Origin of the sequence: Cellulomonas carbonis (genome assembly GCF_014636275.1) — a bacterium.
GTDB classification, from domain to species: domain Bacteria; phylum Actinomycetota; class Actinomycetes; order Actinomycetales; family Cellulomonadaceae; genus Actinotalea; species Actinotalea carbonis.
In genome coordinates, this window is sequence record NZ_BMEB01000007.1 from 94,247 (window position 1) to 118,759 (window position 24,513).

At 74.8% G+C, this 24,513-nt stretch carries 10 protein-coding genes and 1 riboswitch; of the genes, 9 read left to right on the forward strand and 1 reads right to left on the reverse strand.

What is annotated here, in order from left to right; translation table 11 throughout:
• Nucleotides 1–9: 9 nt before the first annotated feature.
• The 6 genes from IEV86_RS16165 (at nt 10) to IEV86_RS16190 (ending at nt 17,724) form a co-directional block, all read left to right on the forward strand.
• The gene (locus IEV86_RS16165) at nt 10–5,904 is read left to right on the forward strand and encodes a PKD domain-containing protein (RefSeq protein ID WP_188484756.1); all 5,895 of its coding nucleotides are present in this window, start codon (nt 10–12) and stop codon (nt 5,902–5,904) included.
• Nucleotides 5,905–6,102: 198 nt separating this feature from the next.
• A complete protein-coding gene (locus IEV86_RS16170) occupies nt 6,103–11,460 on the forward strand; it encodes a PKD domain-containing protein (RefSeq protein WP_043609577.1) in 5,358 nt (1,785 codons plus the stop codon).
• Nucleotides 11,461–11,622: 162 nt separating this feature from the next.
• The gene (locus IEV86_RS16175; RefSeq protein WP_188484757.1) at nt 11,623–13,863 is read left to right on the forward strand and encodes a PKD domain-containing protein; all 2,241 of its coding nucleotides are present in this window, start codon (nt 11,623–11,625) and stop codon (nt 13,861–13,863) included.
• A complete protein-coding gene (locus tag IEV86_RS16180; RefSeq protein ID WP_229734700.1) occupies nt 13,860–15,056 on the forward strand; it encodes a glycosyltransferase family 4 protein in 1,197 nt (398 codons plus the stop codon). The genes IEV86_RS16175 and IEV86_RS16180 overlap by 4 nt, the downstream gene beginning before the upstream one ends.
• A gap of 11 nt (nt 15,057–15,067) precedes the next feature.
• Entirely contained in the window at nt 15,068–16,618 is a 1,551-nt protein-coding gene (locus IEV86_RS16185; protein ID WP_161784076.1) for a lipopolysaccharide biosynthesis protein, read from the forward strand.
• Between the two features lie 74 nt (nt 16,619–16,692).
• Nucleotides 16,693–17,724, forward strand: coding sequence for a glycosyltransferase family 2 protein (locus IEV86_RS16190; RefSeq protein WP_188484758.1), 1,032 nt, complete (start codon nt 16,693–16,695; stop codon nt 17,722–17,724).
• Here the strand turns inward: IEV86_RS16190 and IEV86_RS16195 are convergent.
• On the reverse strand, nt 17,676–18,788 hold the full coding sequence (locus IEV86_RS16195) for a glycosyltransferase (protein WP_052426471.1): 1,113 nt from the start codon (nt 18,786–18,788) through the stop codon (nt 17,676–17,678). The two genes, IEV86_RS16190 and IEV86_RS16195, sit on opposite strands and share 49 nt — an antisense overlap.
• 480 nt (nt 18,789–19,268) lie before the next feature.
• On the opposite strand from IEV86_RS16195, the gene IEV86_RS16200 reads away from it, so the two are divergent.
• From IEV86_RS16200 to IEV86_RS16210, 3 genes are all read left to right on the forward strand, one after another.
• A complete protein-coding gene (locus IEV86_RS16200) occupies nt 19,269–21,539 on the forward strand; it encodes a right-handed parallel beta-helix repeat-containing protein (protein WP_152605731.1) in 2,271 nt (756 codons plus the stop codon).
• Between the two features lie 107 nt (nt 21,540–21,646).
• Complete coding sequence (locus IEV86_RS16205) at nt 21,647–22,666, forward strand: acyltransferase family protein (protein WP_081978887.1); 1,020 nt, start codon at nt 21,647–21,649, stop codon at nt 22,664–22,666.
• 312 nt (nt 22,667–22,978) lie between these two features.
• A riboswitch (cyclic di-GMP riboswitch) is annotated at nt 22,979–23,053 on the forward strand.
• Between the two features lie 16 nt (nt 23,054–23,069).
• Nucleotides 23,070–24,513 (forward strand): hypothetical protein (locus IEV86_RS16210; protein WP_229734701.1); only part of this gene is annotated, 1,444 nt, incomplete at its 3' end.

The following is a 24,513-nucleotide window of genomic DNA, read 5'->3' on the forward strand; positions in this document are numbered from 1 at the left end:
GGTCCTGAGATGTCGTTGCCGTCCCGCCGTCCCCTGACCCGTCTGCTCGCAGCGCTGACCGGGGCCGGCCTGGTGCTCGCCGGCACGGTGCTGCCCGCAGCCGCCGACACGATGCCCGCCGACCCCGCCGAACCCGTCACGGTCTCGGCCGACGCGCTGCCCACGGTGCAGGTGGACGGCGTCGTCTGGCAGCAGGTCGTCGTCGGCGACACGGTGTACGCGGCCGGCGAGTTCACGACGGCGCGGCCCGCGGGTGCGGCGCCCGGAGTGAACACGGTCCCGCGGAGCAACCTCCTCGCGTACGACCTGCGGACCGGAGGCCTCATCGCCTCGTTCGCGCCGACGACGAACGCCCAGGTGCTCTCGATCGCGGCGTCGCCCGACGGACGCACGCTGTACATCGGCGGTGACTTCACGCAGGTCAACGGCGCGTCGGTGTGGCGCATCGCGGCGATCGACGCCACCACCGGCGCGCTCGACACGTCGTTCCTGCCCAAGCCCGACGCGAAGGTCCGCGCGATCGTCGCGCACGGCGACACGGTCTGGTTCGGCGGGCTGTTCAACGCCGTGGGCACGGAGTCCCGCGCACGGCTCGCCGCGGTGCGGGCGACCGACGGCTCGCTGCTGCCGTGGGCGCCGTCCGCGGCCGGCGGCAGCGGCGTCAACGCCATGGTGCTCTCGCCCGACGCGTCGAAGATCGTCGCGGCAGGGTCGTTCACGAGCCTCAACGGCTCGACCAACCCGGGCTACGGCGTCGGTGCGGTCGACGCCACGACGGGCGCGCTGCTCCCGTTCGCGGCCAACTCGATCGTGCGCAACGGCGGGACGACGGCGTCGTTCACGTCGCTGGCGAGCGACGGCGAGCTCGTCTACGGCACGGGCTACACCTACGGGCGCAACGAGGGGAACCTCGAGGGCACGTTCGCGGCCGAGTGGGACGGTGGCGCGCTGCGCTGGCTCGAGGACTGCCACGGCGACACCTACGGCGTGTGGCCGGTGGGCGACGTCGTCTACCAGGCGAGCCACAAGCACTACTGCGCCAACATCGGGGGCTTCCCGCAGACCGAGCCGTGGAGCTTCGCACCGGCGACGGCGATGACGAAGGCGGCGACGGGCGTCGCCACGCGCGAGCAGTACGGGTACGCGAACTTCCAGGGGCGGCCCACCCCGTCGCTGCTCAACTGGTTCCCGACGATGGAGCCCGGCGACCACACGGGGCAGAACCAGGGGCCCTGGACCGTGACGGCGGCCGACGGCTACGTCCTCATGGCCGGGGAGTTCACGGACGTCAACGGCACGGCCCAGCAGGGCCTCGTCCGCTTCGTGACGCGCGAGGTCGCTCCGAACGCCCAGGGTCCCGTCCTCACGGGCGGCAAGTTCGAGCTCACGGCCACGTCCACCGAGTCGGGCCAGGTCCGCCTGTCGTGGCTCGCGAACCACGACCGCGACAACCGCGAGCTGCGCTACGAGCTCATCCGCAACAGCAACACCGCGTCGCCGGTGTACACGACGGTCCAGCCGTCCACGTTCTACCAGCGTCCCCCGATGGGCTTCCTCGACACCGGCCTCACGCCGGGCGCCGAGTACCGGTACCGCCTGCGAGCGATCGACCCCTACGGCAACATCGCGTGGGGCGACACGGTGACGATCACGGCATCGGGTGCCGCGCCGGTCCCGAGCTCGTACCGCGACGAGGTGCTCACCGACGAGCCCGCCTCGGTCTGGAGCCTCGGCGAGACCGGTGCCGGGACGCGCTTCGAGGACGGCGCGGGCTGGAACGACCTCGCGCCCGGGACGGGCGTGACGCGCGGAGCGGCGGGCGTGGTCCCGGGCTCGGCGGGCGCCGCGACGTTCGACGGCACGGCCAACGGCATCGCGGTCACGCGCACCGACGCGTGGGGCGAGAACGAGCTGACCGTCGAGGCGTGGTTCCGGACGACGACGACGCGCGGAGGCGGCATCGTCGCGTTCGGCAACCTGCCGTCGGGGAACTCGCCGCTGACGGACCGGCACGTCTACATGGACAACAACGGCCGGTTGAACTGGGGCACGCGCGGCGGCTCCTCGGGCCTCGCGCTCACCAGCGCGTCGTCCTACAACGACGGCCAGTGGCACCACGTCGCGGCGACCCTCGGGTCCAACGGCATGCGCCTGTACGTCGACGGTCAGCGCGTCGGGTCGCGCGGCGACGCCACCACCGGGCGCCCCGCGTACGGCTTCTGGCGCGTCGGCGGGGACAACCTCGCCGGATGGGCCAACCGCCCCCTGAGCAACTACTTCGCGGGCACCATCGACGAGGTCGCGATCTACCACAGCGAGCTCACCCACGCCCGCATCGCCGCCCACTACGCGGCGGGCGGGCGCACGTCGCCGCTCCCGCCGACCCCGGCCGATGCGTACGGCAAGGCCGTGCAGGAGCTCGGCCCCGAGCTGTACTGGCGCACCGACGAGACCACGGGCACCACGGCCGCGGACGCGTCGTTCTACGCGACGCCCGGCACCTACCGTGGCGGCTACACGCTCGGTGCACCTGACGCGCTCGTGGGCGTGCCAGGGTCGGCCGTGACGTTCGACGGCTCGAACGGCCTCCTCGTGAGCACGCGTCAGGTCACCAACCCGCGGATCTACTCGGTCGAGGCGTGGTTCCGCACGACGACGACCGCGGGCGGCACGATCGCGAGCTTCGGCGCGTCGGCCACCGGTCTGTCGGTGAACCGCGACCGCCAGATCGTCATGGAGCCCGACGGCCGGGTCGGCTTCGGCGTCGGCAACAACGGCACGACGGTCATCCGCTCGAGCGCGGCCTACAACGACGACGCGTGGCACCACGTCGTCGCGTCGCAGTCCGGGGCCGGCATGCGGCTCTACGTCGACGGCGTCGAGGTGGCCGCCGAGCCGTCTGTCACGGTCGCGCCGAGCTACGCGGGGTACTGGAAGGTCGGCGGCGAGCGATCGTGGGTCTCGCAGCCGTACTTCGCGGGCACGATCGACGAGGTCGCGGTCTACGCGTCGGCCCTGACGCCCGCGCAGGTCGCGCTGCACGACGAGCTGGGCCGCGGGCCGCTCAACCAGCGCCCGACGGCCGCGTTCACCGAGTCGGTCGAGGACCTCTCCGTGGCCGTCGACGGGTCGACGTCGACGGACCCGGACGGGGCCGTCGAGTCGTGGGCCTGGGAGTTCGGGGACGGCGCCACCGCGAGCGGTGCCACGGCGTCGCACACGTACGCCGCCGCAGGGGACTACGAGGTCCGCCTCACGGTCACGGATGACCGGGGCGCGACGGCGACCACGTCGCGGACGGTCACGGTGACCGACCCGCCGCCGGCCGGCGTGATCGCGTCCGACGCGTTCAGCCGGACGGAGTCGAACGGCTGGGGGACCGCCGACGTCGGCGGCGCGTGGGAGTACATCGGCGCGCTCAGCCGGTTCTCCGTCGCGGACGGCGTCGGGTGGCACACGCTCCCGGTCGCCGGCGGTGGCGCGGCGTCCTACCTCCCGGTCTCCGCGACGGACACCGACCTGCGCGCGACCGTGTCGCTCGACAAGCTCCCGAACGCGGGCGCCGTGCTCGCCTCGCTGACCGGCCGGCGCGTCGGCAACGACGAGTACCGGTCGCGCGTGCGGGTCGGGGCGGCCGGCGACGTGACGCTCTCGATCACGCGGCTCGCCTCCGGGTCCGAGCTGACGCTCGCCTCGGGAACGGTCCAGGGCCTGACGTACCGCGTGGGTGACCGCCTCCGGACGCGGTTCGAGGTGACGGGCACGTCGCCCACGACCCTGCGGACCGTCGTCTGGAAGGACGGCGAGCCCGAGCCGGCCGCGTGGCGCCTCGAGGTCACGAACTCGACGACGAGCCTCCAGTCCGCCGGTGGCGTCGGCCTCGTGACGTACCTGAGCGCGTCGACGACCAACGTCCCCGTGACGGTGCGCCTCGACGACCTGACGGCCGTCGTCCCGGGCACCGAGCCGCCGGGCGAGGAGGAGCCGCCGCCGCCCGCGAACGTGGCTCCGGTCGCGGCGTTCACCGAGCAGGTCGCGGACCTGGCGGTGCAGGTCGACGGGTCGTCGTCGTCGGACAGCGACGGGACGGTCGCGTCGTGGGCGTGGACGTTCGGTGACGGTGCCACCGCGACGGGTGCGACGGCGTCGCACACCTACGCGACGGCGGGGACCTACCCGGTGACGCTCACGGTGACGGACGACGACGGTGCGACCGCGAGCGTGACCCGTCAGGTCACGGTCACGGCCCCCGCGCCCGACCCGGACCCGGACCCCGAGCCCGGCGTGCTCGCGCAGGACGCGTTCGCCCGCACGGTCTCGGGCGGCTGGGGCGCGGCCGACAGCGGCGGGCAGTGGAGCCTCGTGGGCGCGGCGCAGCGGTTCTCGGTCGGTGACGGCGTGGGCCGGATGTCGGTCCCGGTCGGCGGCAGCGGGGCCGCGGCCTACCTCGACGGCGTGCAGTCGGACCAGTCCGACGTGCAGGCGGTGCTCGGCTTCCCGGCGCTGCCCGACGCCGGCGCCGTGGTCGTCTCCCTGACCGGCCGGAAGGTCGGCGCCGAGGAGTACCGCACCAAGCTGCGCGTGGGCGCGGACGGTGGCGTCATCCTCTACCTCACGCGCGTCTCGGGCGGCGAGATCACGCTCTCCAGCACGAGCGTCGCGGGCCTGACCGTCGCGGCGGGGGACCGGCTGCGCGTGCGGATGTCCGTCGAGGGCACGGGCACGACGACGTTGCGCGGCAAGGTGTGGAAGGACGGCCAGGCGGAGCCGGACTGGCAGCGCACGACGACCAACACCCTGGCGGGTCTCCAGGCGCCCGGTGGCGTCGGCCTCGTGACGTACGTGTCGGCCTCGACGACCAACCTGCCGTACGTCTTCACGGTCGACGACCTCGTGGCCGTCGGGCCGGGCGGGCAGCCGCCCGCCGAGGAGGAGCCCCCGGGCGAGGAGGAGCCGCCGCCGCCCGCGAACGTGGCTCCGGTCGCGGCGTTCACCGAGCAGGTCGCGGACCTGGCGGTGCAGGTCGACGGGTCGTCGTCGTCCGACTCGGACGGCACGGTCGCGTCGTGGGCGTGGACGTTCGGTGACGGTGCCACCGCGACGGGTGCGACGGCGTCGCACACCTACGCGACGGCGGGGACCTACCCCGTGACGCTCACGGTGACGGACGACGACGGTGCGACCGCGAGCGTGACCCGTCAGGTCACGGTCACGGCCCCCGCGCCGGACCCGGACCCGGAGCCCGACCCCGACCCGGAGCCCGACCCGGCGGCGCTCGCGCAGGACGCGTTCGCGCGGACTGTGGCCGGCGGCTGGGGCTCGGCCGACGCCGGTGGCGCGTGGAGCCTCGTCGGCGCGGCGCAGCGGTTCTCGGTCGGTGACGGGGTCGGCCGGATGTCGGTCCCCGTGGCCGGCGGCGGGGCCGCGGCCTACCTCGACGGCGTGCAGTCCGACCGGACCGACGTGCAGGCGGTGCTCGGGTTCCCGGCGCTGCCGGACGCGGGCGCCGTGGTGGTCTCCCTGACCGGCCGGAAGGTCGGCGCCGAGGAGTACCGGACCAAGCTGCGCGTGGGTGCGGACGGCGCCGTCACGCTGTACCTGACGCGCGTCTCGGGCGGCGAGATCACGTTGGCGAGCACGAGCGTCGCGGGCCTGACCGTCGCGGCGGGGGACCGGCTGCGCGTGCGGATGTCCGTCGAGGGCACGGGCACGACGACGCTGCGCGGCAAGGTGTGGAAGGACGGCCAGGCAGAGCCCGACTGGCAGCGCACGACGACCAACACGCTCGCCGGTCTCCAGGCGCCCGGTGGTGTGGGCCTCGTGACGTACGTGTCGGCGTCGACGACGAACCTGCCGTACGTCTTCACGGTCGACGACCTCGTGGCGGTCACGCCGACCCCCTGACGCGTCGCCGAGGGACCGCTGACGGCTCCGCACGACGGGCCGGCACCGCACGGTGCCGGCCCGTCGTCGTGATCACGGTCGGGACTCCGCGTCCGATTTCACCCGTTCGGCCCCGGTACGCGGTGGTTCGTCCTTCCTATCCTGTCCGGAGGCGTGCTCCCCCCAGCGCGCCCCTGATGAGGACCGAAGGGGTTCCCCATGCAGCTGACCCTCCGTCGCGCACTCGCCCGCGGCACCGCCGTCCTCGCCGGGCTCGCACTGGCCCTGGCACCCGTCGTCCCCGCTGCGGCCGACACGATGCCGTCGGACCCGACGGAACCGGTCACGGTCGCGGCCGACTCGCTGCCCACCGTCCAGGTCGACGGGGTGGTCTGGCAGCAGGTCGTCGTGGGCAACACGGTCTACGTCGCGGGGTCGTTCGCGACGGCGCGACCGGCCGGTGCGGCGCCGGGGGTGAGCACCGTGCCGCGCGCGAACCTGCTCGCGTACGACATCCGCACGGGGAACCTCATCACCTCGTGGGCGCCGCGGACCAACGCGCAGGTGCTGACGATCGCCGCGTCGCCCGACGGCAGCCGGATCTACATCGGCGGCGACTTCACGCAGGTCAACGGTGCGACGGTGTGGCGCATCGCCGCGGTCGACGCCGCGACGGGCGCACTGATCCCGTCGTTCACGCCGCGCGCGGACGCCAAGGTGCGCTCGGTCGTCGCGACGGCGGACACCGTGTACTTCGGGGGCCTGTTCAGCGCGGTGGGCGGCCAGGTCCGCACCCGCCTGGCCGCAGCACGCGCGTCCGACGGCGCGCTGCTGCCGTGGGCCCCGCCCGCGGCGGGCGGCAGCGGCGTCAACGCGATGGTGATCTCGCCCGACGGGTCCAAGCTCGTCGTCGGCGGCTCGTTCACGAGCCTGGTCGGCTCGTCGAACCCCGGCTACGGCCTGGGCGCGGTGAGCGCGACGACGGGTGAGCTGCTCCCGTGGGCGGTCAACGGCCTCATCCGCAACGGCGGCCGCGACGCGGCCATCACGGGCCTCTCGGCGGACGGCGACACCGTCTACGGCACGGGGTACGTCTTCGGCTCGGGCGGCAACCTCGAGGGGACCTTCGCCGCGGACTGGGCTGACGGCGCACTGCGCTGGGTCGAGGACTGCCACGGCGACACGTACGCGGCGTGGCCCGTGGGCGACGTCGTCTACCAGGCGAGCCACAAGCACTACTGCGGCAACATCGGCGGCTTCCCGCAGACCGAGCCGTGGACGTTCTACCTCGCGACCGCGGTCACGAAGGCCGCGACGCAGACGGTCACGAACGACCCGTACGGGTACTTCAACTTCGCGGGCAACCCCGCGCCGACGATGCTCAACTGGTACCCGAGGATGAACTTCGGCACCTACACGGGTCAGAACCAGGGGCCCTGGACCGTGACGGGCACGTCGCAGTACGTCCTGATGGGCGGCGAGTTCACAGCGGTCAACGGTGCCGGCCAGCAGGGCCTCGCCCGCTACGCGGTGCGCGAGATCGCGCCGAACGACGTCGGCCCGCAGCTCACGGGCGGCAAGGTCGACCTCTCCGCCGTGTCGCCCGAGCGCGGGACCGTGCGCGTGCGCTGGACCGCGAACTACGACTGGGACAACGAGGACCTCACCTACACGCTCATCCGGAACAGCAACGCCGCCGCGCCCGTGATGGAGGCGGTCGAGTCCTCGACGTTCTGGCAGCGGCCGGGGATGGGCTTCGTCGACACCGGCCTCACACCGGGCGTCGAGTACCGCTACCGGCTCCGGATCACCGACCCGTACGGCAACAGCGTCCTCTCCGACACCGTGTGGATCACCGCGAGCGACCAGCCGGCCGCCGAGAGCGACTACGCCGGACGCGTGCTCGCGGACGAGCCCTCGTACTTCTGGCGCCTCGGTGAGCCCGGGGGGCCCACGGCGATCGACTACGCCGGCTGGGACGACGCGAACGTCGGGCCCGCCGTGACGCGCGGCACGACGGGTGCCGTGATCGGCGACCCGAACACCGCGTCGACCTTCCCGGGCAGCGCCGACGGGATCGCCGTGTCGCCGTCGTCGGAGGCCGGCACCGACCGGTTCACGGTCGAGGCCTGGGTCCGCACGACGTCGACGAGCGGCGGCAAGATCATCGGCTTCGGCAACGCGGCGACCGGCACGTCCGGCAGCTACGACCGCCACGTCTACATGGACGGCTCGGGACGCATCTGGTTCGGCGTCTACCCCGGCGGCGTCCGGACCGTGACGAGCACCGCGTCCTACAACGACGGCGAGTGGCACCACGTCGTGGCGTCCCTCGGCGACACCGGCATGAACCTCTACGTCGACGGCCGACGCGTCGCGAGCCGGGGTGACACGACCACGGCGCAGGCGTACGCGGGCTACTGGCGGATCGGCGGCGACAACCTCGGCGGCTGGCCGAGCCGTCCGTCCAACGACTTCTTCGTCGGCTCGATCGACGAGGTCGCCGTCTACCCGACCGCGCTCGCGTACGCGGACGTCGTCGACCACTTCCGCTCGTCGGGCCGTGAGCTCGACCTGCCGACGCGGCCGGCCGACGCCTACGGCGCCGCCGTCTACGACGCCGAGCCGGACCTCTTCTGGCGCCTCGACGAGACGTCGGGCACGACGGCCGCCGACGCGGGCCTCACGGGCACGACGGGCACGTTCCGTCGTGGCGTGACCCTCGGCGCCGAGGGCCTGCGCGCGGGCGGCACGGCCGTCACGTTCGACGGTGCGGGCGGCCTCCTCTCGAGCGACCGCAGCTTCACCGACCCGCGCGTCTACTCGACCGAGCTCTGGTTCCGGACGACGACGACCACGGGCGGCAAGCTCATCGGCTTCGGGTCGAACCAGGAGGACCTGTCGGGCAACTACGACCGGCACGTCTACATGGAGGACGACGGCAGGCTCACGTACGGCGTGTGGACAGGGCAGACGAACACGATCACCTCGCCCGCGGCGTACAACGACGGTCAGTGGCACCACGTCGTCGCGACCCAGGGCCCGGGCGGCATGGTCCTCTACGTCGACGGGCAGGCCGTCGGCACCCACCCGCAGACCGGTGCCCAGGCGTACACGGGGTACTGGAAGGTCGGCAGCGACACGACGTGGGGTCCGCAGCCGCACTTCGCGGGCACCGTCGACGAGGTCGCCGTGTACTCGCGTGCGCTCTCGGCCACCGAGGTCGCGTCGCACCACGCGCTCGGGACGGGTGCGCCCGAGCCCGAGAACGAGGTCCCTGCGGCCGCCTTCACCGCCACGACGGCGGACCTCACGGTCACCGTGGACGGCTCGGCGTCGAGCGACCCCGACGGCACCGTCGTCGCCCACGCGTGGGACTTCGGCGACGGCGCGACCGCGTCGGGCGCGACGGCCGAGCACGCGTACGACGCGGCGGGCACCTATGACGTCACGCTCACCGTGACCGACGACGACGGCGCGACCGGGTCGACCACCCAGCAGGTCACCGTCACGGCACCGCCGAACCAGCTCCCCGTCGCGGCGTTCACGGCCGCCGTCGAGGGGCTCGAGCTCACGGCGGACGGTACGACGTCGTCCGACCCGGACGGCACCGTCGCCGCGTACGCGTGGGACTTCGGCGACGGCGAGACGGCGACCGGCGCGACGGCCGGGCACGTCTACGCGGCGGCGGGCACGTACGACGTGACGCTCACCGTGACCGATGACGACGGCGCGACCGCCTCCTCGACGCAGCAGGTGACGGTCGCGGAGCCGCCCGCGGGCGTGCTCGCGCAGGACGCGTTCGGGCGGAGCGTGACGGGCGGGTGGGGCACGGCCGACGTCGGCGGTCCCTGGTCGACGACGGGTGCCGCCTCGGCGTTCTCCGTCGCCGGCGGCGAGGGCCGGATGACGATCACGCGCGCGGGCGGCGGGCTCATGACCGTGCTCGGCGGCGTGGCGTCGACCTCGACGGACGTGAGCGCGACCGTCACGCCGAGCACGGTGGTGAACGGCGGCGGCGCGTTCGTGTCGCTGATCGGGCGCCGCGTCGGGACGGCCGACTACCGCGGCAAGATCAAGGTCGCGGCCAACGGTGCGGTGACGCTCTACCTCAACCGCAGCTCGGGTGCCGAGAACACGCTCGCGGCGGCGGCGGTCCCCGGCGTGTCGTTCCAGGCGGGCGACCGGCTCCGGATGCGCGTCGAGGTCACGGGCACGGCCCCGACGACCCTGCGCGCCAAGGTGTGGGAGGCCGGGCAGGCCGAGCCGGGCTGGCAGCTCACCGCGACGGACTCCACCGCGGGGCTCCAGACCGCGGGCGGTGTGGGCCTCATGCCGTACGTGTCGGCCAGCGCGACGAACGTCCCGGTGACCTTCGCGGTCGACGACCTCGTGGCCGTCACCCCGGGTGCCGCGCCGCCCGCGAACACCCCGCCCGTGGCGGCGTTCGAGGCGGCGACCGACGGCCTCATGGTCACCGTCGACGCGTCGGGCTCGTCCGACCCCGACGGCTCGGTGACGGGCTACGCCTGGGCGTTCGGCGACGGCGGCGAGGCGACGGGTGCGACGGCGTCGCACACGTTCGCGACGGGAGGCACGTTCGACGTCACGCTCACCGTGACCGACGACGACGGCGCGACCGCGACGGCGACGCAGCAGGTCACCGTCTCGGCGCCGCCGCCCGAGGACAACGACGCCCCGGTCGCCGCGTTCACGGTGACGCCCGAGGGGCTGACCGTCGCCGTCGACGGGACCGGCTCGACCGACCCCGACGGCACCGTCGCGGCGCACGCGTGGGACTTCGGCGACGGGTCCACGGCGACGGGCGCGACCGCGTCGCACACGTACGCGGCGGGCGGGACGTTCGAGATCACGCTCACCGTGACCGACGACGCCGGTGCGACGGCCACCGCGACGCAGCAGGTCACCGTCGAGGCGCCTGAGGGCGTCCTCGCCGCGGACGCCTTCGGCCGCACGGTCGCGGGCGGCTGGGGGACCGCGGACGTCGGTGGTCCGTGGACGACCGTGGGGCCGGGCTCGGCGTTCTCGGTCGCGGACGGCGTCGCCCGGATGACGATCCCGCGCGCCGGCGCCGGCCTCACGGCCCTGCTCCCGGGCGTGTCCTCGACCGAGACCGACACGACGGCGGTCCTGACCACGACGCCGATGGCCGACGGCGGCGGGAGCTTCCTGTCGCTCATCGGGCGGCGGGTCGGCGCGGCCGACTACCGCGCCAAGGTCCGGGTCGCTCCCAACGGCACGCTCACGCTGTACGCGACGCGCGTCGACGGCGGCGAGACGAACCTCGCCACCGCGACCGTGCCGGGCGTGACGCTCACGGCGGGTGAGGCGCTCGCGATCCGGGTCCAGGTCACGGGCACCTCGCCGACGACGGTCCGGGTCAAGGCGTGGGAGGCCGCGACGCCCGAGCCGGCCGACTGGCGGATCACGACGACCGACGCGGCGTCCGCGCTCCAGACGGCGGGCGGGGTCGGGGTCATGGCGTACGTCTCCGGCTCCGCGGGCAACGCGCCCGTGACGGTGACCGTCGACGACCTCGTCGCACGGCGCCCCTGACGCCCGAGGGCGACGGGCGGGCGCCCGCCCGTCGCCCGCGGCCCCCGACCGTCGTCGATGTCCGGTTTCACCCGTTCGGAGCCGGTTTCCGGACAGATGTCCTCGTAGGGTGGTGGCGCGGCAGGACACCCCTGCCCCCGTCGTCCCCGGAGCGAGACAGCCATGCCCCTGAAGCACCACCTGCGCCGTGCGACCGCCGTCCTCGCAGGTACCGGTCTCGCACTCGTGGGCGTGGTCGCCCAGCTCGACGCGTCGGACGCGCCGGCCGAGGCCGCGGTCCCGTCGACCGTCGTCGCAGGGGCCGGCCAGGGGGTCCGCGCGACGGCGGGTCGCGTCGCGCCGGCGACGCGTGCGGCTGCCGCGCCCGCGGCGACGTCGTCGTCCCCGGGTGCAGCGGGTGCCGCGAGCGGTGCGACGCAGGCCGCTCCTCCCCTCCCGGCGCAGGACCGTCGCGCCGCGTCGCCGTCGTCGTCGCCCGCCGTGCCCGAGGCGGGTGCTCCCGCGACGGCAGCCCCCGCGGCGGCGCCGGCCTACCCGGGCTCGCCCGCCGCCGACCCCGACCCGGCGCCCACGCCGGCGGCCACCGCGTTCGCCGCCGACGCGTTCGGGCGCTCGCTGGGCCGCGGGTGGGGGACCGCCGACGTCGGCGGCGCCTGGGCGCTCGTCGGCCCGTCGTCGTCGTTCTCCGTGGCGGCCGGGGCCGGCCGCATGACCCTTCCGCGGGCGGGTGCGGGGCTGACCGCGACGCTGCCCGTGTCGTCGACGTCGACCGACCTCACGGCGCGCATCGCGCCCGCGCGTCTGGCGGACGGCGGAGGCCTGTTCGCGTCGCTCCTGGGGCGCCGGGTGGGCACGGCCGACTACCGCGCCAAGGTCAAGGTGGCCCCGTCCGGCGCCGTGACCCTCTACCTCAACCGCGCCGCGGGCGCCGAGACGACCCTCGGTGCGATCACCGTCCCCGGCGTCCGCTTCACCCCGGGCGACGCGCTGCGCGTCCGGCTCACGGTCACGGGGACCTCGCCGACCACGCTCCAAGCGCGTGCGTGGGAGGACGGGAACCCCGAGCCGACAGGCTGGCAGCTCACGGCGGCCGACGCGACGCCCGCGCTCCAGACCGCGGGCGGCGTCGGCGTCATGACGTACCTGTCGGCGTCGTCGGCGAGCGCGCCGCTCGTGGTCACGGTCGACGACGTCCTCGCGACGCCGGTCGACGGTCCGCCGCCCGTGCTCAACGAGCCGCCCGCCCCGGCGTTCGTCAGCACGGTCGACGGGCTCACCGCGGCGTTCGACGCCACAGGGACGACCGACACCGACGGCACCGTCGTCCTGCACGGGTGGGACTTCGGCGACGGGACGCTCGGCACGGGCGCGACGCCGACCCACGCGTACGCCGCCCCCGGCACCTACTCGGTCACGCTCACCGCGACCGACGACGACGGCGACGCCGCGTCGGTGACGCACCCGGTCACGGTCGGCGGGCCGCCGCCGACCCAGGAGGCCCCGGTCGCGGCGTTCGACGCGGTCGTGGACGGCCTCGACGTCGAGGTCGACGGCTCGTCGTCGACCGACGCGGACGGCTCGGTCGCCGGGTGGGAGTGGGACTTCGGTGACGGCAGCACGGCTTCGGGCCGCACCGCGTCGCACACCTACGCCGTGCCGGGCGAGTACACGATCATGCTCGTCACGACCGACGACGACGGGCTGTCGTCGTCCGCGTCGCAGGTCGTCCTCGTCGACGAGGCGCCCGTCCCGGCGCGCGAGGTGGCGCAGGACGACTTCGCGCGCGACGTCGTCGGCGGGTGGGGGAGCGCGCCGACCGGGGGTGCCTGGACGCTCGCCGGTCCGGCGTCGGCGTTCTCGACGGCCGACGGTCAGGGCCGGATGACGCTCGCGCGCCCCGGGTCCGGCGTCGCGGCGTCCCTCGGCGTCTCCGCGCTCGACACCGACGTCCGGGTCACCGTCGCGGCGACGCCCGTCGCCGACGGCGGCGGCACCTACGTGTCGGTCGCCGGGCGCCGCACCGCCGCGGGCGACCAGCGCGCCAAGGTCCGCGTCGGTGCGGACGGCGCCGTGACGCTGCAGCTCACGTCCGTGTCCGGCGGCTCCGAGACGAGCCTCGCGGGTGCGCGCGTGCCGGGTCTGGTCGTCGCTGCGGGTGAGCGGCTGCACGTCCGTCTCCAGCTCACGGGCACCGCCCCTACGACGCTCCGTGCCCGCGTGTGGGCCGAGGGCACGCACGAGCCCACGTCGTGGCAGGTCACCGCGACCGACGCGGCCACCGCGCTCCAGCAGGCCGGTGGGGTCGCCCTCGTGGCCTACGTCTCCGGCTCGGCGACCACGACGCCCGTCGTCGTCGCCTTCGACGACCTCACCGTCGGGCCGGTCCGGCCGGTCGAGCCGTGAGCGGCGCGCCCGTGGGCAGCGCGCGCCCGAGCGGTGCGGCTCGACGGGACGGCGTGCGCACCGTGCTGGTCGCTCACCCCGGGGCCGAGCTGTACGGCTCGGACCGCGTGATGCTCGAGAGCGTCGCCGGGTTCCGCGAGGCAGGGTGGCGGGTCGTCGTCACGCTGTGCGACGACGGTCCGCTGGTCGGCGAGCTCGAGGCCCTCGGCGCCCGGGTGGTCCGCACGCGCACGCCCGTCCTGCGCAAGAGCGCGCTGCGCCCCGCGGGGTTCGTGCGGCTCGTCGCCGACACGCTCGTCGGTGCCGTGCGGGGGCTGTCGCTCGTGCGGCGCACCGGTGCCGACGCGCTCTACGTGAGCACGGTGACGGTCCCGCTGTGGACGCTCCTGGGGCGCCTCGCACGGCGACCGGTCCTCCTCCACGTCCACGAGGCCGAGGCGAGCGCGCCCGCGCTCGTCCGGCGTGCGCTGGCCCTGCCGGTTCTCGCGGCGACCGGCGTGGTCGCGAACAGCGAGTTCAGCGTCGGGGTGCTGCGTGGGGCGCTGCCCGCGACGGTCCGACGCGCGACGGTCGTGCACAACGGCGTCCCGGGACCCGGGCACGCGACGCCCGCACGCGAGCGCCTCGACGGCCCGGTGCGGATGCTCTACGTCGGGCGGCTGTCCGCGCGCAAGGGCGTCGACGTCGCCGTCGAGGCGCTCGGCGAGCTCGTCGCGGGGGGCTGCCCCGCCGAGCTCGACGTGGTCGGTGCGGTGTACCCCGGCTACGAGTGGTTCGAGCAGCAGCTCCGTGACCGCGTCGCCGAGCTCGGGCTCAGCGACGCCGTGCGGTTCCACGGCTTCCATCCGTCGGTGTGGGCCTTCCTCGCCGACGCGGACGTCGCCGTCGTGCCGTCCGTCGTCGACGAGCCGTTCGGGAACACCGCGGTCGAGGCGGTCCTCGCGGCCCGCCCGCTCGTCGTGAGCGCGACCAGCGGGCTCCGCGAGGCCGCCGCCGGCTACGCGTCCGCGCAGCGCGTGCCGCCCGGTGACGCCGCGGCCATCGCCGACGCCGTGCGACGCATCCGCGACGACTGGGCGCACGTGCGCGCCGCCGCCCTCGAGGACGCCGCGCTCGCGGCGGACCGGCACGCACCCGAGCTGTACCGGCGCCGGGTCGCGGCCGCGCTCGCGGACGTGGCGGGCGGCGTGTGAGGGCGGACGACGTGACGGCGCGCGACGCGGCCGACGACGCCCAGCCCGACGGTGCCCAGCCCGACGGTGCCCGACCCGACGATGATCCGACGACGCGCCCGCTGGCCGCGGGGGCGGCCGCGTCGGCGGTGCAGTGGAACTCGATCGCCGTCGCGGGGCGGCAGCTGTTCCTCGTCGCGTCGAGCATCGTGCTCGCGCGCGTGCTCGGCCCCGAGACGTACGGCGTCATCAGCGCCGCGACGATCTACGTCACGTTCACGACCCTCCTGCTCGACCAGGGCCTCGCGTCGGCGCTGATCCAGCGGCCGGCGCTGAGCCGGTGGGCCGCGGGCGCGGTCGCGAGCGCGAACGTCGTCTCGGGCGTGCTGCTCGCGGTGGCGACGTGGTTCGCCGCCCCGTGGGTCGCCGACTTCTTCTCGGTCGACGAGCTCGTGCCCGTGCTGCGGTGGCTGGGCCTCGGCCTCGTGGTCAAGTCGGTCGCGATCGCGCCGCGCGCGATGCAGGCCCGCACGCTGACGTTCCGCTCGATCGCCGTGGCCGACGTCGCGGGCGCCGCCGTCGGAGCCGTCGCGGGCGTCGTCGCGGCGATGCTGGGCGCGGGCCCGGCCGCGATCGTGTTCCAGGTGGTCGCGCTCGACCTCGTCGTCGCCGCCGTGCTCGTGCGCGCCGAGCGCGGACCCGTGCCGAACCTGCACGTCCGCGAGCTGCGGGACCTGCTGGGGTTCGGTGTCCGCGTGATGGCCACCAACGGCATCGCGTACTTCTCGCGCAACGCGGACAACATCCTCGTCGGGCGCGTGCTCGGTGTCGTCGCGCTGTCGTACTACGGCATGGCGTACCGCGTGCTCGTCATCCCCGTGCAGATGATCGGGCAGACGGTGTCGCGCGTCATGTTCCCGGTGTTCTCGAGGCTCGCCGACCGCCGCGACCTCCTCGGCGACAACCTCCTCAAGGCGATGGAGATGCTCGCGGTCGTGACCCTGCCGCTCATGGGTCTCCTCGCGGCGGCGTCGCACGAGGTCGTCACCGTGGTGCTCGGGACCGAGTGGCTGCCCGCCGCACCGCTGCTGACGGTCCTCGCCGTCGCCGGCGCACGCGAGACAGTGGTGTACGTCTCGGGGCCGCTCATGAAGGCGACCGGGCGGGTGAGGCTGCTCGTGCGCTACGAGCTCCTCGCGACCGCGGTCCAGGTGGGCGGCATCGTGCTGGGGCTCCGCTGGGGGGTCCTCGGGGTCGCGGTGGGGTACACGGTCGCCGGGTTCCTCCTGACGCCCGTGCTGCTCGTGATCCAGCGGCGGCTCGCGGGCGTGTCGGCCCGGCAGCAGGCCGCCGCGGTGCTCCCGTCGCTGCACGGTGCGGTGTGGGGCGTCGTCGCGTACCTGCTGGTGACGCTCACGGACCTCGGCCCGCTCGCGACCCTGCTCCTCGGGTCCGCCGCGTACGTCGCGGCGACCGCGGCGGTCCTGGCCGCGGTCCACCGCGCGGCGACGGTGCGCGCGCTGCGTCGCCTCGCCACCGTCCTGCCCGGGCGGCGCCGCAGGGGCCCGGGGACGACCGCGTGACGCACGCGAGCGCGACGACGGGGACGACCGCGTCCGCGGTACCGTCGTCGCCCGACGACGAGGGAGGCCGCTGCGTGGGTGGGACGACCGGGACGGCCGCGACGACGGGTGGGGCCGGGGACGACGTACCGGACACGGACGCGCAGCCGACGGCCCGCGCCGCGGTGGCGGGCGAGGGATCCGTCACCGTCGCCGTGCTCACCTACCGACGCCCCGAGGACCTGACGGCCGTCCTGCCGCAGCTCCTCGATCAGCTCCCCGACGCGCTCGCCGAGGTGCTCGTCGTCGACAACGACCCGGACGCGAGCGGACGCCCGACCGTCCTGGCCGTGCCGGACGCGCGCGTGCGCTACGTGCACGAACCGGTCCCGGGCATCGCCGCCGCGCGCAACCGCGCGCTCGCCGAGTCGTCCGCGGACGTCCTGGTCTTCATCGACGACGACGAGCGCCCGTCGCCCGGGTGGCTCGACGCGCTCCTGCGGGTGCACGCGGCCGAGGGCTCGGCCGCGGTCGTCGGGCCCGTCGTCTCGGAGTTCGAGGTCGAGCCCGAGCCGTGGATCCGCGACGGCGGCTTCTTCGAGCGGCGACGGCCGCCGACCGGTGCGGTCGTCGAGGCGGCCGCGACCAACAACCTGCTGCTCGACATGCGCGTCGTGCGGCGGCTCGGGCTGACGTTCGACGAGCGCTTCGGGCTCACGGGCGGGTCCGACACGCTGTTCACGCGTCGGCTGACCCGCGCGGGGGAGCGCATCGTGTGGTGCGCCGAGGCGCCCGTCGTCGACGTCGTGCCGCGCCAGCGCCTGACGCGGCGGTGGGTCCTGCAGAAGGCGCTGCGCTCCGGCAACTCGTGGAGCCGCACGTCGCTCGAGCTGGCCGACGGCCCGGTCGAGCGGTCGGGGGAGCGCGTCCGCCTCGCGCTGCGGGGGGCTGTGCGCGTCGGCGGGGGCGCGGCGCGCCTCGTGCTGGGTGCCGTGACGCGGGACCGCGCGCACCGCGCGCGGGGGGCCCGGACGCTCGCGCGCGGGCTCGGGCTCGCCTCGGGTGCCTTCGGGTACGTCTACGTCGAGTACCGGCGCACGGCGGCTCGCGCGACCACCTCGTCGTAGACCTCCTCGAGCCGCGCCGTCTGCGTGCGGACGTCGAAGTCGCGCAGCACGCGTGCCCGACCTGCCGCCCCGAGCGTCGCGGCGCGGGCCGGGTCTGCGAGCAGCGACCCGAGGTGCGCGGCGAGCGCGTCGACGTCGCCCTCGGGCGCGAGGAGCCCGGTGACCCCGTCGACGACGGCCTCGGGGACCCCGCCGTGGCGGTAGGCGACCACGGGGAGCCCGTGGAGCGCGGCCTCGAGGAACACGATGCCGAACGCCTCCTCCTGACCCTCCGCCGTCGTCCGGGACGGTCCGCAGAAGACCGCGGCCCGCGCGAGCTCGGCCGCCACGTGCGGCGACGGCAGCCGTCCCAGCAGCTCGAGGTGGACGCCGGCCGCGGTCGCGTCGTCGGCGAGGACGCGCGCGAGCGGACCGTCACCGACCACCCGGACGGGGACGCCGCGGTACGGCTCGGGCAGTCGGGCCGCGGCCGCGACGAGGTCGCGCGGACCCTTGACGTCGACGAGCCGGCCGACGAGGACGACGCCGTCGCGCACGGTCACCGGCGGCGCGGCCGCCTCGACCGGTATCCCGACGTGGTGGACCCGCACCTTGTGCTCCGGTGCACCGAGGTCGACGAGGCGCCCGGCGAGGTGGTCGGACACCGCGAGGAGCGTGTCGGCGTACGCGAAGACGTCGCGCAGGCGCTCGACGTAGCGCGCACCCGCGGCACCCCGCCCGGGTTCGCGCGTGACGTCGTAGCCGTGGAAGGTCACGACGAGGGGGAGGCCGAGCCGCCGCGCGACGGGCAGCACGCCGACGGCGCTCGTGCCGAAGTGGGCGTGGACCAGCCGTGCTCCGCGCTCGCGCAGGACGCGGTCGTAGACGCCGCGGTGCCCGGTCGCCGCACTGAGCCGGTGGGCGGCCCGGCCGACGCGGCCGGGGCCGAACGGTGCCCGGTCGGCGTGGACGAGCGCGTCCGGGACGTCGCGGACCCCGAGGCGGAGGGGGGCCCACCGCGTCATCGCCGCGAGCTGGTCCCGGACGAAGGTCTGGGACGGCGGGAGCCAGGTCGACTTCCACACCGCGACGACGGGTCGGGGCTCGCTCAGGGTGCCTCTCCTCCGGCCGGCGCGGCGCGTCCCGCGGCGTGATCTGATCGTGACCAAACTGTGACTCGGGTCACATTCGGGGCGGTGCGGACCTGGGCGAACCGGACGTTCCGACCCTGCCGGGCGAGGGTAGCAATGCGCCTGCGGCCTGCGGGAAGGCCCGCGCCCGCGTCCTCCTCGAAGCGTTAGCACCCGACGCGGAGGCGTGCACGTCGGCCGGGCGGGGGCTGTTGACGGATCACTCGATTGGCCTAACCTCTGACCCGACAGACGGCAGGCGCGCTGGTCCGACGGCCGCACCAGCGCGTGCCCCTCCTGCAGTCCGGCCCCGCGCAGCGTGCGACCACCTCGGTCGTGGCCTGCCCGCAGCCAGGCGCGGGAAGGGGGCCTGCGGACTCTGGTGCTCGGCCGGGACGGTCGTGTGCCGCACGCGACGCACGGAGGAGATGGTCGATGCGGATCGACGTCGGACTGACGAGAGGGCTGCGCCGTGGCGCGACAGCCGCAGCAGTGCTGGTGGTGGCGATGACCGGGGGTGCGCTCCCGGCGACCGCCGCACCCGCTCCAGCGGCACCCGCCCCCACCGGCGCGACCGCCGCAGCGGTCGTGCCGACCGTCGCGGCGGAGGACCTCCTCGGGGACGGCTCGACGCTCGCACCCGTGGTGCCGCGCCGCGTCGTGAGCAGCGCGATCCTCGGCCCGGGCAAGTCGGTGACGGTCACGCTGCCGTCCATCCCGGCCGGCTCACGGGGAGCGGTGCTCAACGTGACAGCGGCCGACGCGACCGCGCGCACGACGCTCACCTCGTGCCTGACCGGCACCCCCTGCCCCGTGACGGCGAAGCTCACCACGGCGCCGGGTCCCGTGACCCCGGGACAGCTCGTCGCGCCGCTCGTCGGTGCGGACAAGAACAAGGTCAAGATCACGAACAGCAGCGGCACCGTCAAGGTGCACGTCGACCTCAACGGCTACGTGCGTGACGCCGGCGCGAGCGCCGACGGCACCTTCGCGCCGGTGACGCCGCGACGGATCATGTCGTGGCAGGCCCTCGGGCAGCAGAAGTCGATGACGCTCACCATCCCCGACGTGCCCGCCGGCGCGACCGCGGTCGCGCTGGACCTCGGGTACGCCGCCGCGACCCGGCGTGGCTTCGTGTCCGCGTGCCCGACCGGGACGGCGGTCTCGTTCTGCGCGCAGTCCTCGGTCCTCAACCCGGCGCCGGGCGTCAACCGCTCGAACGTCGCCGTCGTGCGCCTCGGCGGGGCCAAGCGCAACCAGATCACGCTCTACAACCACCTCGGCTCGGTGCGGCTCAACGCCGACCTCCAGGGCTTCTTCGTGAAGGGCTCGGCGGCCGTGCCCGACGGCGCGCTCCAGGGAGCGACCGGCACGGCCCTCACGGCGAACCTCGCCAAGGGGGAGAAGCGCACGCTGCGCCTCAGCGCCCCCGATGGGGCGACGGCAGTGAAGCTCCACGTCAAGGCGGCGAACGCCAAGGGCGGGACCGCCGTCACGGTGTGCCCCGGGACCTCGGTCGCGGGCTCGTGCGCGGCGACGTCGGTCGTGAACCCCTACCCGGGCAACGACAGCGCCAACGTGGCGTACATCGGCCTCGGCGGTACCGGCGACGACCAGATCACGGTCGCGAACACGTCCGCGCCGGTCGGCGTGACGGTGTCGGTCGTCGGCTACGCCGTCCCGACGGACGCCGCACCCGCTCCGGCGCCCGCCCCGGCCCCTGCGCCCGCCCCCGCGCCGGCTCCTGCGCCCGCCCCTGCACCTGCCCCGGCTCCTGCGCCCGCCCCGGCGCCGGCCCCCGCGCCGACCGACCCGGCGGGCACCATCAAGCCGAACGCGGCGCGGACCGGCGTCCCCGACGGCACGACGCTCAAGCGCCACGACGGCGACATGGTCATCACCAAGGCCGGCACCGTCATCGACGGCATGGACATCCACGGGTTCGTCTCGATCCGTGCCGCTGACGTGACGATCCGCAACTCCGTCGTCCGCGGCAGCGGGCGCGGCTCGTACAGCACCGGCCTGGTGAGCTGCCTCGAGTCGAGCTGCACGAACGCGCTCATCGAGGACACGACCCTCGTCCCCAAGACGCCGTCGACCTTCATCACGGGGATCCTCGGCCACGACTACACCGCGCGGCGGGTCGACGTGCACCACGTCGTCGACGGGTTCGGGATCTTCAACACCGCGAACAGGAGCGCACCGGCGAACGTCGTCATCGAGAGCAGCTGGTGCCACGACCTCAGCTACTTCGCCAAGGACCCGGCGCAGAACAACGGTCCGACGCACAACGACTGCATCCAGATCCAGGGTGGCTCGAACATCCGGATCGTCGGCAACAACCTCGAGTCGTTCATGTCGACGCGTGCGGGTGACCAGACCTACGACGCGCGCAACCGCGGCGCCGGGCTCATGGTCACGCCGAACGTCGCACCGATCACGGGCGTGACGATGGCCAGGAACTGGATCGACGGCGGCTACGCCTCGGCGGCGTTCTCGCGCGGGCGGTACTCGACCATGCGCTTCGGGACGTTCACCGAGAACCGGTTCGGTCGCAACCAGTTCGACTTCGGCGGCGGATCCAAGTACGTCATCCGCGTCAAGGAGGGCGTCACGTTCGACAAGTCGCTCACGACCAACGTGTGGGCCGACGGCTCGGGCAACCTCGCCCTCGGTCGCGACCTGGGCATCCGCTACGACCCGTGACCGTCGCTCCCGACGGGCGCGCACCGCACGTGCGCGCCCGTCGGGACGGTGACCAGGCGTCCCACCCGACGGTGCGCCCGACGACCCCGCTCTGCCATAGTCGCCGCATGCCGGCGACCGTGGGAGCAGCGGGGTCGTCCCGTACCCGGCCGCGGTCCGTGGGCGTCGACCTCGTCCGCGTCCTGGCGATCGTCGCCGTGGTCGTCGGGCACGTCTGGGACGAGCCGACCGTGCGGTCCGTCGTCCACCCGTGGCACGTCCCGGTGTTCTTCGTCCTCTCCGGCTACCTGTGGCGCGGTGGGCGAGGCGTGCGCGAGGAGCTCGCGCGTCGCGTGCCGACGCTGCTCGTCCCGTACGTCGCCTGGCTGGTCGTGATCCTCGCCGTCGTCCTCGGCGTCACGGCGGCACGGGGCGGCCCCGTCGCGCTCGGATCCGTCCGCGACGCGCTGCTCGGCGGCGCGTACGCGGGACGGCCCTTCTCCGCGTTCTGGTTCGTCACCGCCCTGCTGGTCACCGTGGTGGCCTACCGCGTGCTCGACGGGGCGCCCCGGGCGGTCGTCTGGCTCGTCGCCGGTACGGGCCTGCTGGCAGGGCATGTGGCAGGGGACGCGCTGGCGGCCGTGCCGCTCTCGGTCGGCCTCGCGCTGCCGTGCCTCGTCCTCGTCGCCGCGGGCGCCGAGCTGGCCCGGCTGCGTCCGCGCCTGGCCGGGCGGACGGTCCCGTTCGTCGGGCTGGGCCTGGTGGGCGTCGGCGCGGTCGCGGTCGCCGCCGGGGTGTCGGCGCCCGTCGACCTCAAGCAGGTCGACCTCGGCACGCCCGTCGTGAGCATGGTCGTCGCCGTGACGATCAGCGCGGGCCTCGTCCTGCTCGCCGAGTGGGGGACGGCGCGGGTGGGCCGGCACACGGCGCGGCTGGTCCTCGACCTCGCCGCCGCGGGCCTCATGGTCGTCCTCTCGCACGCGCTCGTCCTGTGGTTGCTCGGGACGCCGCACGAGGGACGTCCCCTCGACGCCGCCCTCGCGCTCGCCGTGCCGTGGGGGGTGGGCCTGCTCCTGCTGCGGGTGCCGATCGCCTCCCGGGTGCTGCTCGGGCGACCGGTGCGGCCGGCGGTCCGCCCGGTGGCGTGACGTCGGTCGCCCGGCCGGTCGCCCGGCCGGCCGCGCGCCGGTCGCGCGGGACGGAGCACGACCCGGACCGGGCGGTGCCGCACCGACGCGCACCCGGACCCGACTCGGTCACGACGTCCGATCTGCGCCTTCGATGATCATCCGGGGTGGTCCGCCGTGCTTCGTGATCCCCATTGCCACGAACCCTCGTGATGAGCAACACGAAATCTCGGTCGGGATGTCCGAATTCGACCGGGAAAAGGCCGCTTCGTCCCCGGTGACGTAGGTCACACGCCCTGGACCGGGTGAAATCCGGCTCGTATGGTGGCGGGGTCCACGAAAAGGCAAACCTGTCGCGAGGCAGGGGCGCAAAGCCATGGGACCCCCGCGGTCAGCCAGGCTACCGAAACGACGGAGCACCTCTGTGCTGGAGATCTTCTCCCTGCGCTCGGCACGACCGGGCAGCTCGACCCGCCTCTCCGACCACCCGGCCCGCTCCCGGGCGCTCGCGGTCCTGGCACTCTCGCTCCTGGCGGCGCTCGTCGCCGCCCCTGCGACGGCGGTCACGGCGGCCGGGGCGCCGACGACGGTCGGCGTCCCGACCACGGACGTCGCCGAGGCCACCTCGGCCACGGGCGCCGCCTACCGTGCGGTCGCGCCGCGGCGCGTCGTGTCCGGCCAGGGGATCGGCGCGGGCAAGACCGTCACGATCCGGATCCCGGACGTCCCGGCCGGGGCCACGGCCGTCCAGCTCAACGTGACCGCGTCGCGCGCGAGCGCCGTGTCCTACATGTCGCTCTGCGCGGCCGGGACACCGCTCGCCGACTGCCGCACGACGTCGGCGCTCAACCCGCGGCCCGGCATCGACACCCCCGGCTCCGCGGTCGTCGCCCTCGGCGGCGCCGCGCGCGACCAGGTGACGGTCTACAACAACGCGGGCTCGCTGCGGTTCTCGGTCGACGTGCACGGCTTCTACGTGCCCCCGACGACGACGGACGGCGTGTTCACGTCGCGCGTCCCGTCACGCGCTCTGGACCGGACCTTCGGCACGCGGGAGTGGCAGACGCTCACGCTGCGCGACGTGCCGGTCGGCGCGACCGCGGTCGCGGTCAACGTGACGTCGTCGCGGTTCTCGACCGTGTCGTACGTGTCTGCGTGCCCCGCTGGCCAGGACCGCGCGGTGTGCTCGGGCTCGTCGGTGAACAACGCCGCGCCGGGCATCGACCGGGCCAACGCCGCCGTCGTGAAGCTCGGCGGCACCTCGAGCAACCAGATCCAGGTCTACAACAACGCCGGCCCCGGCCGGGTCGTCGTGGACGTGACCGGCTTCTTCGTCAAGGGCGGGAGCGCGGGCAAGGGCACGTACGTGCCGGTCTCGCCCCAGCGCGCGATGAGCTTCCAGCCGATGTCCGCGGGGCAGACCCGCACCCTGACGGCCCCGGCCGTCCCCGCGGGGGCGAAGGCGGCCGTGGTCAACGTGACCACGACGCGCACGACGGGCACCTCGTACCTGTCCGCGTGCCCCGCCGGCACGGCCCTCGCCTCGTGCAAGGCCGCGTCGGTGAAGAACCCGGCCGCGGGCCGTGACATCGCCAACAGCGCGATGCTCAAGCTGGGTGGCTCGCGCGGTGACCAGATCACCTTCTACAACAACGCCGCGAGCACCTCCTTGATCGTCGACGTCGTCGGCTACTTCGTGGGCGAGGCGCCCGTCACCGGGACGGTCCCCAACCCGCCTGCTCCTGCGCCGGCGCCCGCGTCGACCTCGGCGAAGCCGGATGCGTCGAACACGGGTGTGCGCCCGGGGTCGACGTTGCGCAAGCACGTCGGGGACATCGTGGTGACGACGCCGGGGACGGTGCTGGAGA

Coding starts and splice junctions, on each gene's coding strand:
- IEV86_RS16165 (WP_188484756.1), top strand. CDS start 10: ATGTCGTTGCCGTCCCGCCGTCCCCTGACCCGTCTGCTCGCAGCGCTG.
- IEV86_RS16170 (WP_043609577.1), top strand. CDS start 6,103: ATGCAGCTGACCCTCCGTCGCGCACTCGCCCGCGGCACCGCCGTCCTC.
- IEV86_RS16175 (WP_188484757.1), top strand. CDS start 11,623: ATGCCCCTGAAGCACCACCTGCGCCGTGCGACCGCCGTCCTCGCAGGT.
- IEV86_RS16200 (WP_152605731.1), top strand. CDS start 19,269: ATGCGGATCGACGTCGGACTGACGAGAGGGCTGCGCCGTGGCGCGACA.
- IEV86_RS16205 (WP_081978887.1), top strand. CDS start 21,647: ATGCCGGCGACCGTGGGAGCAGCGGGGTCGTCCCGTACCCGGCCGCGG.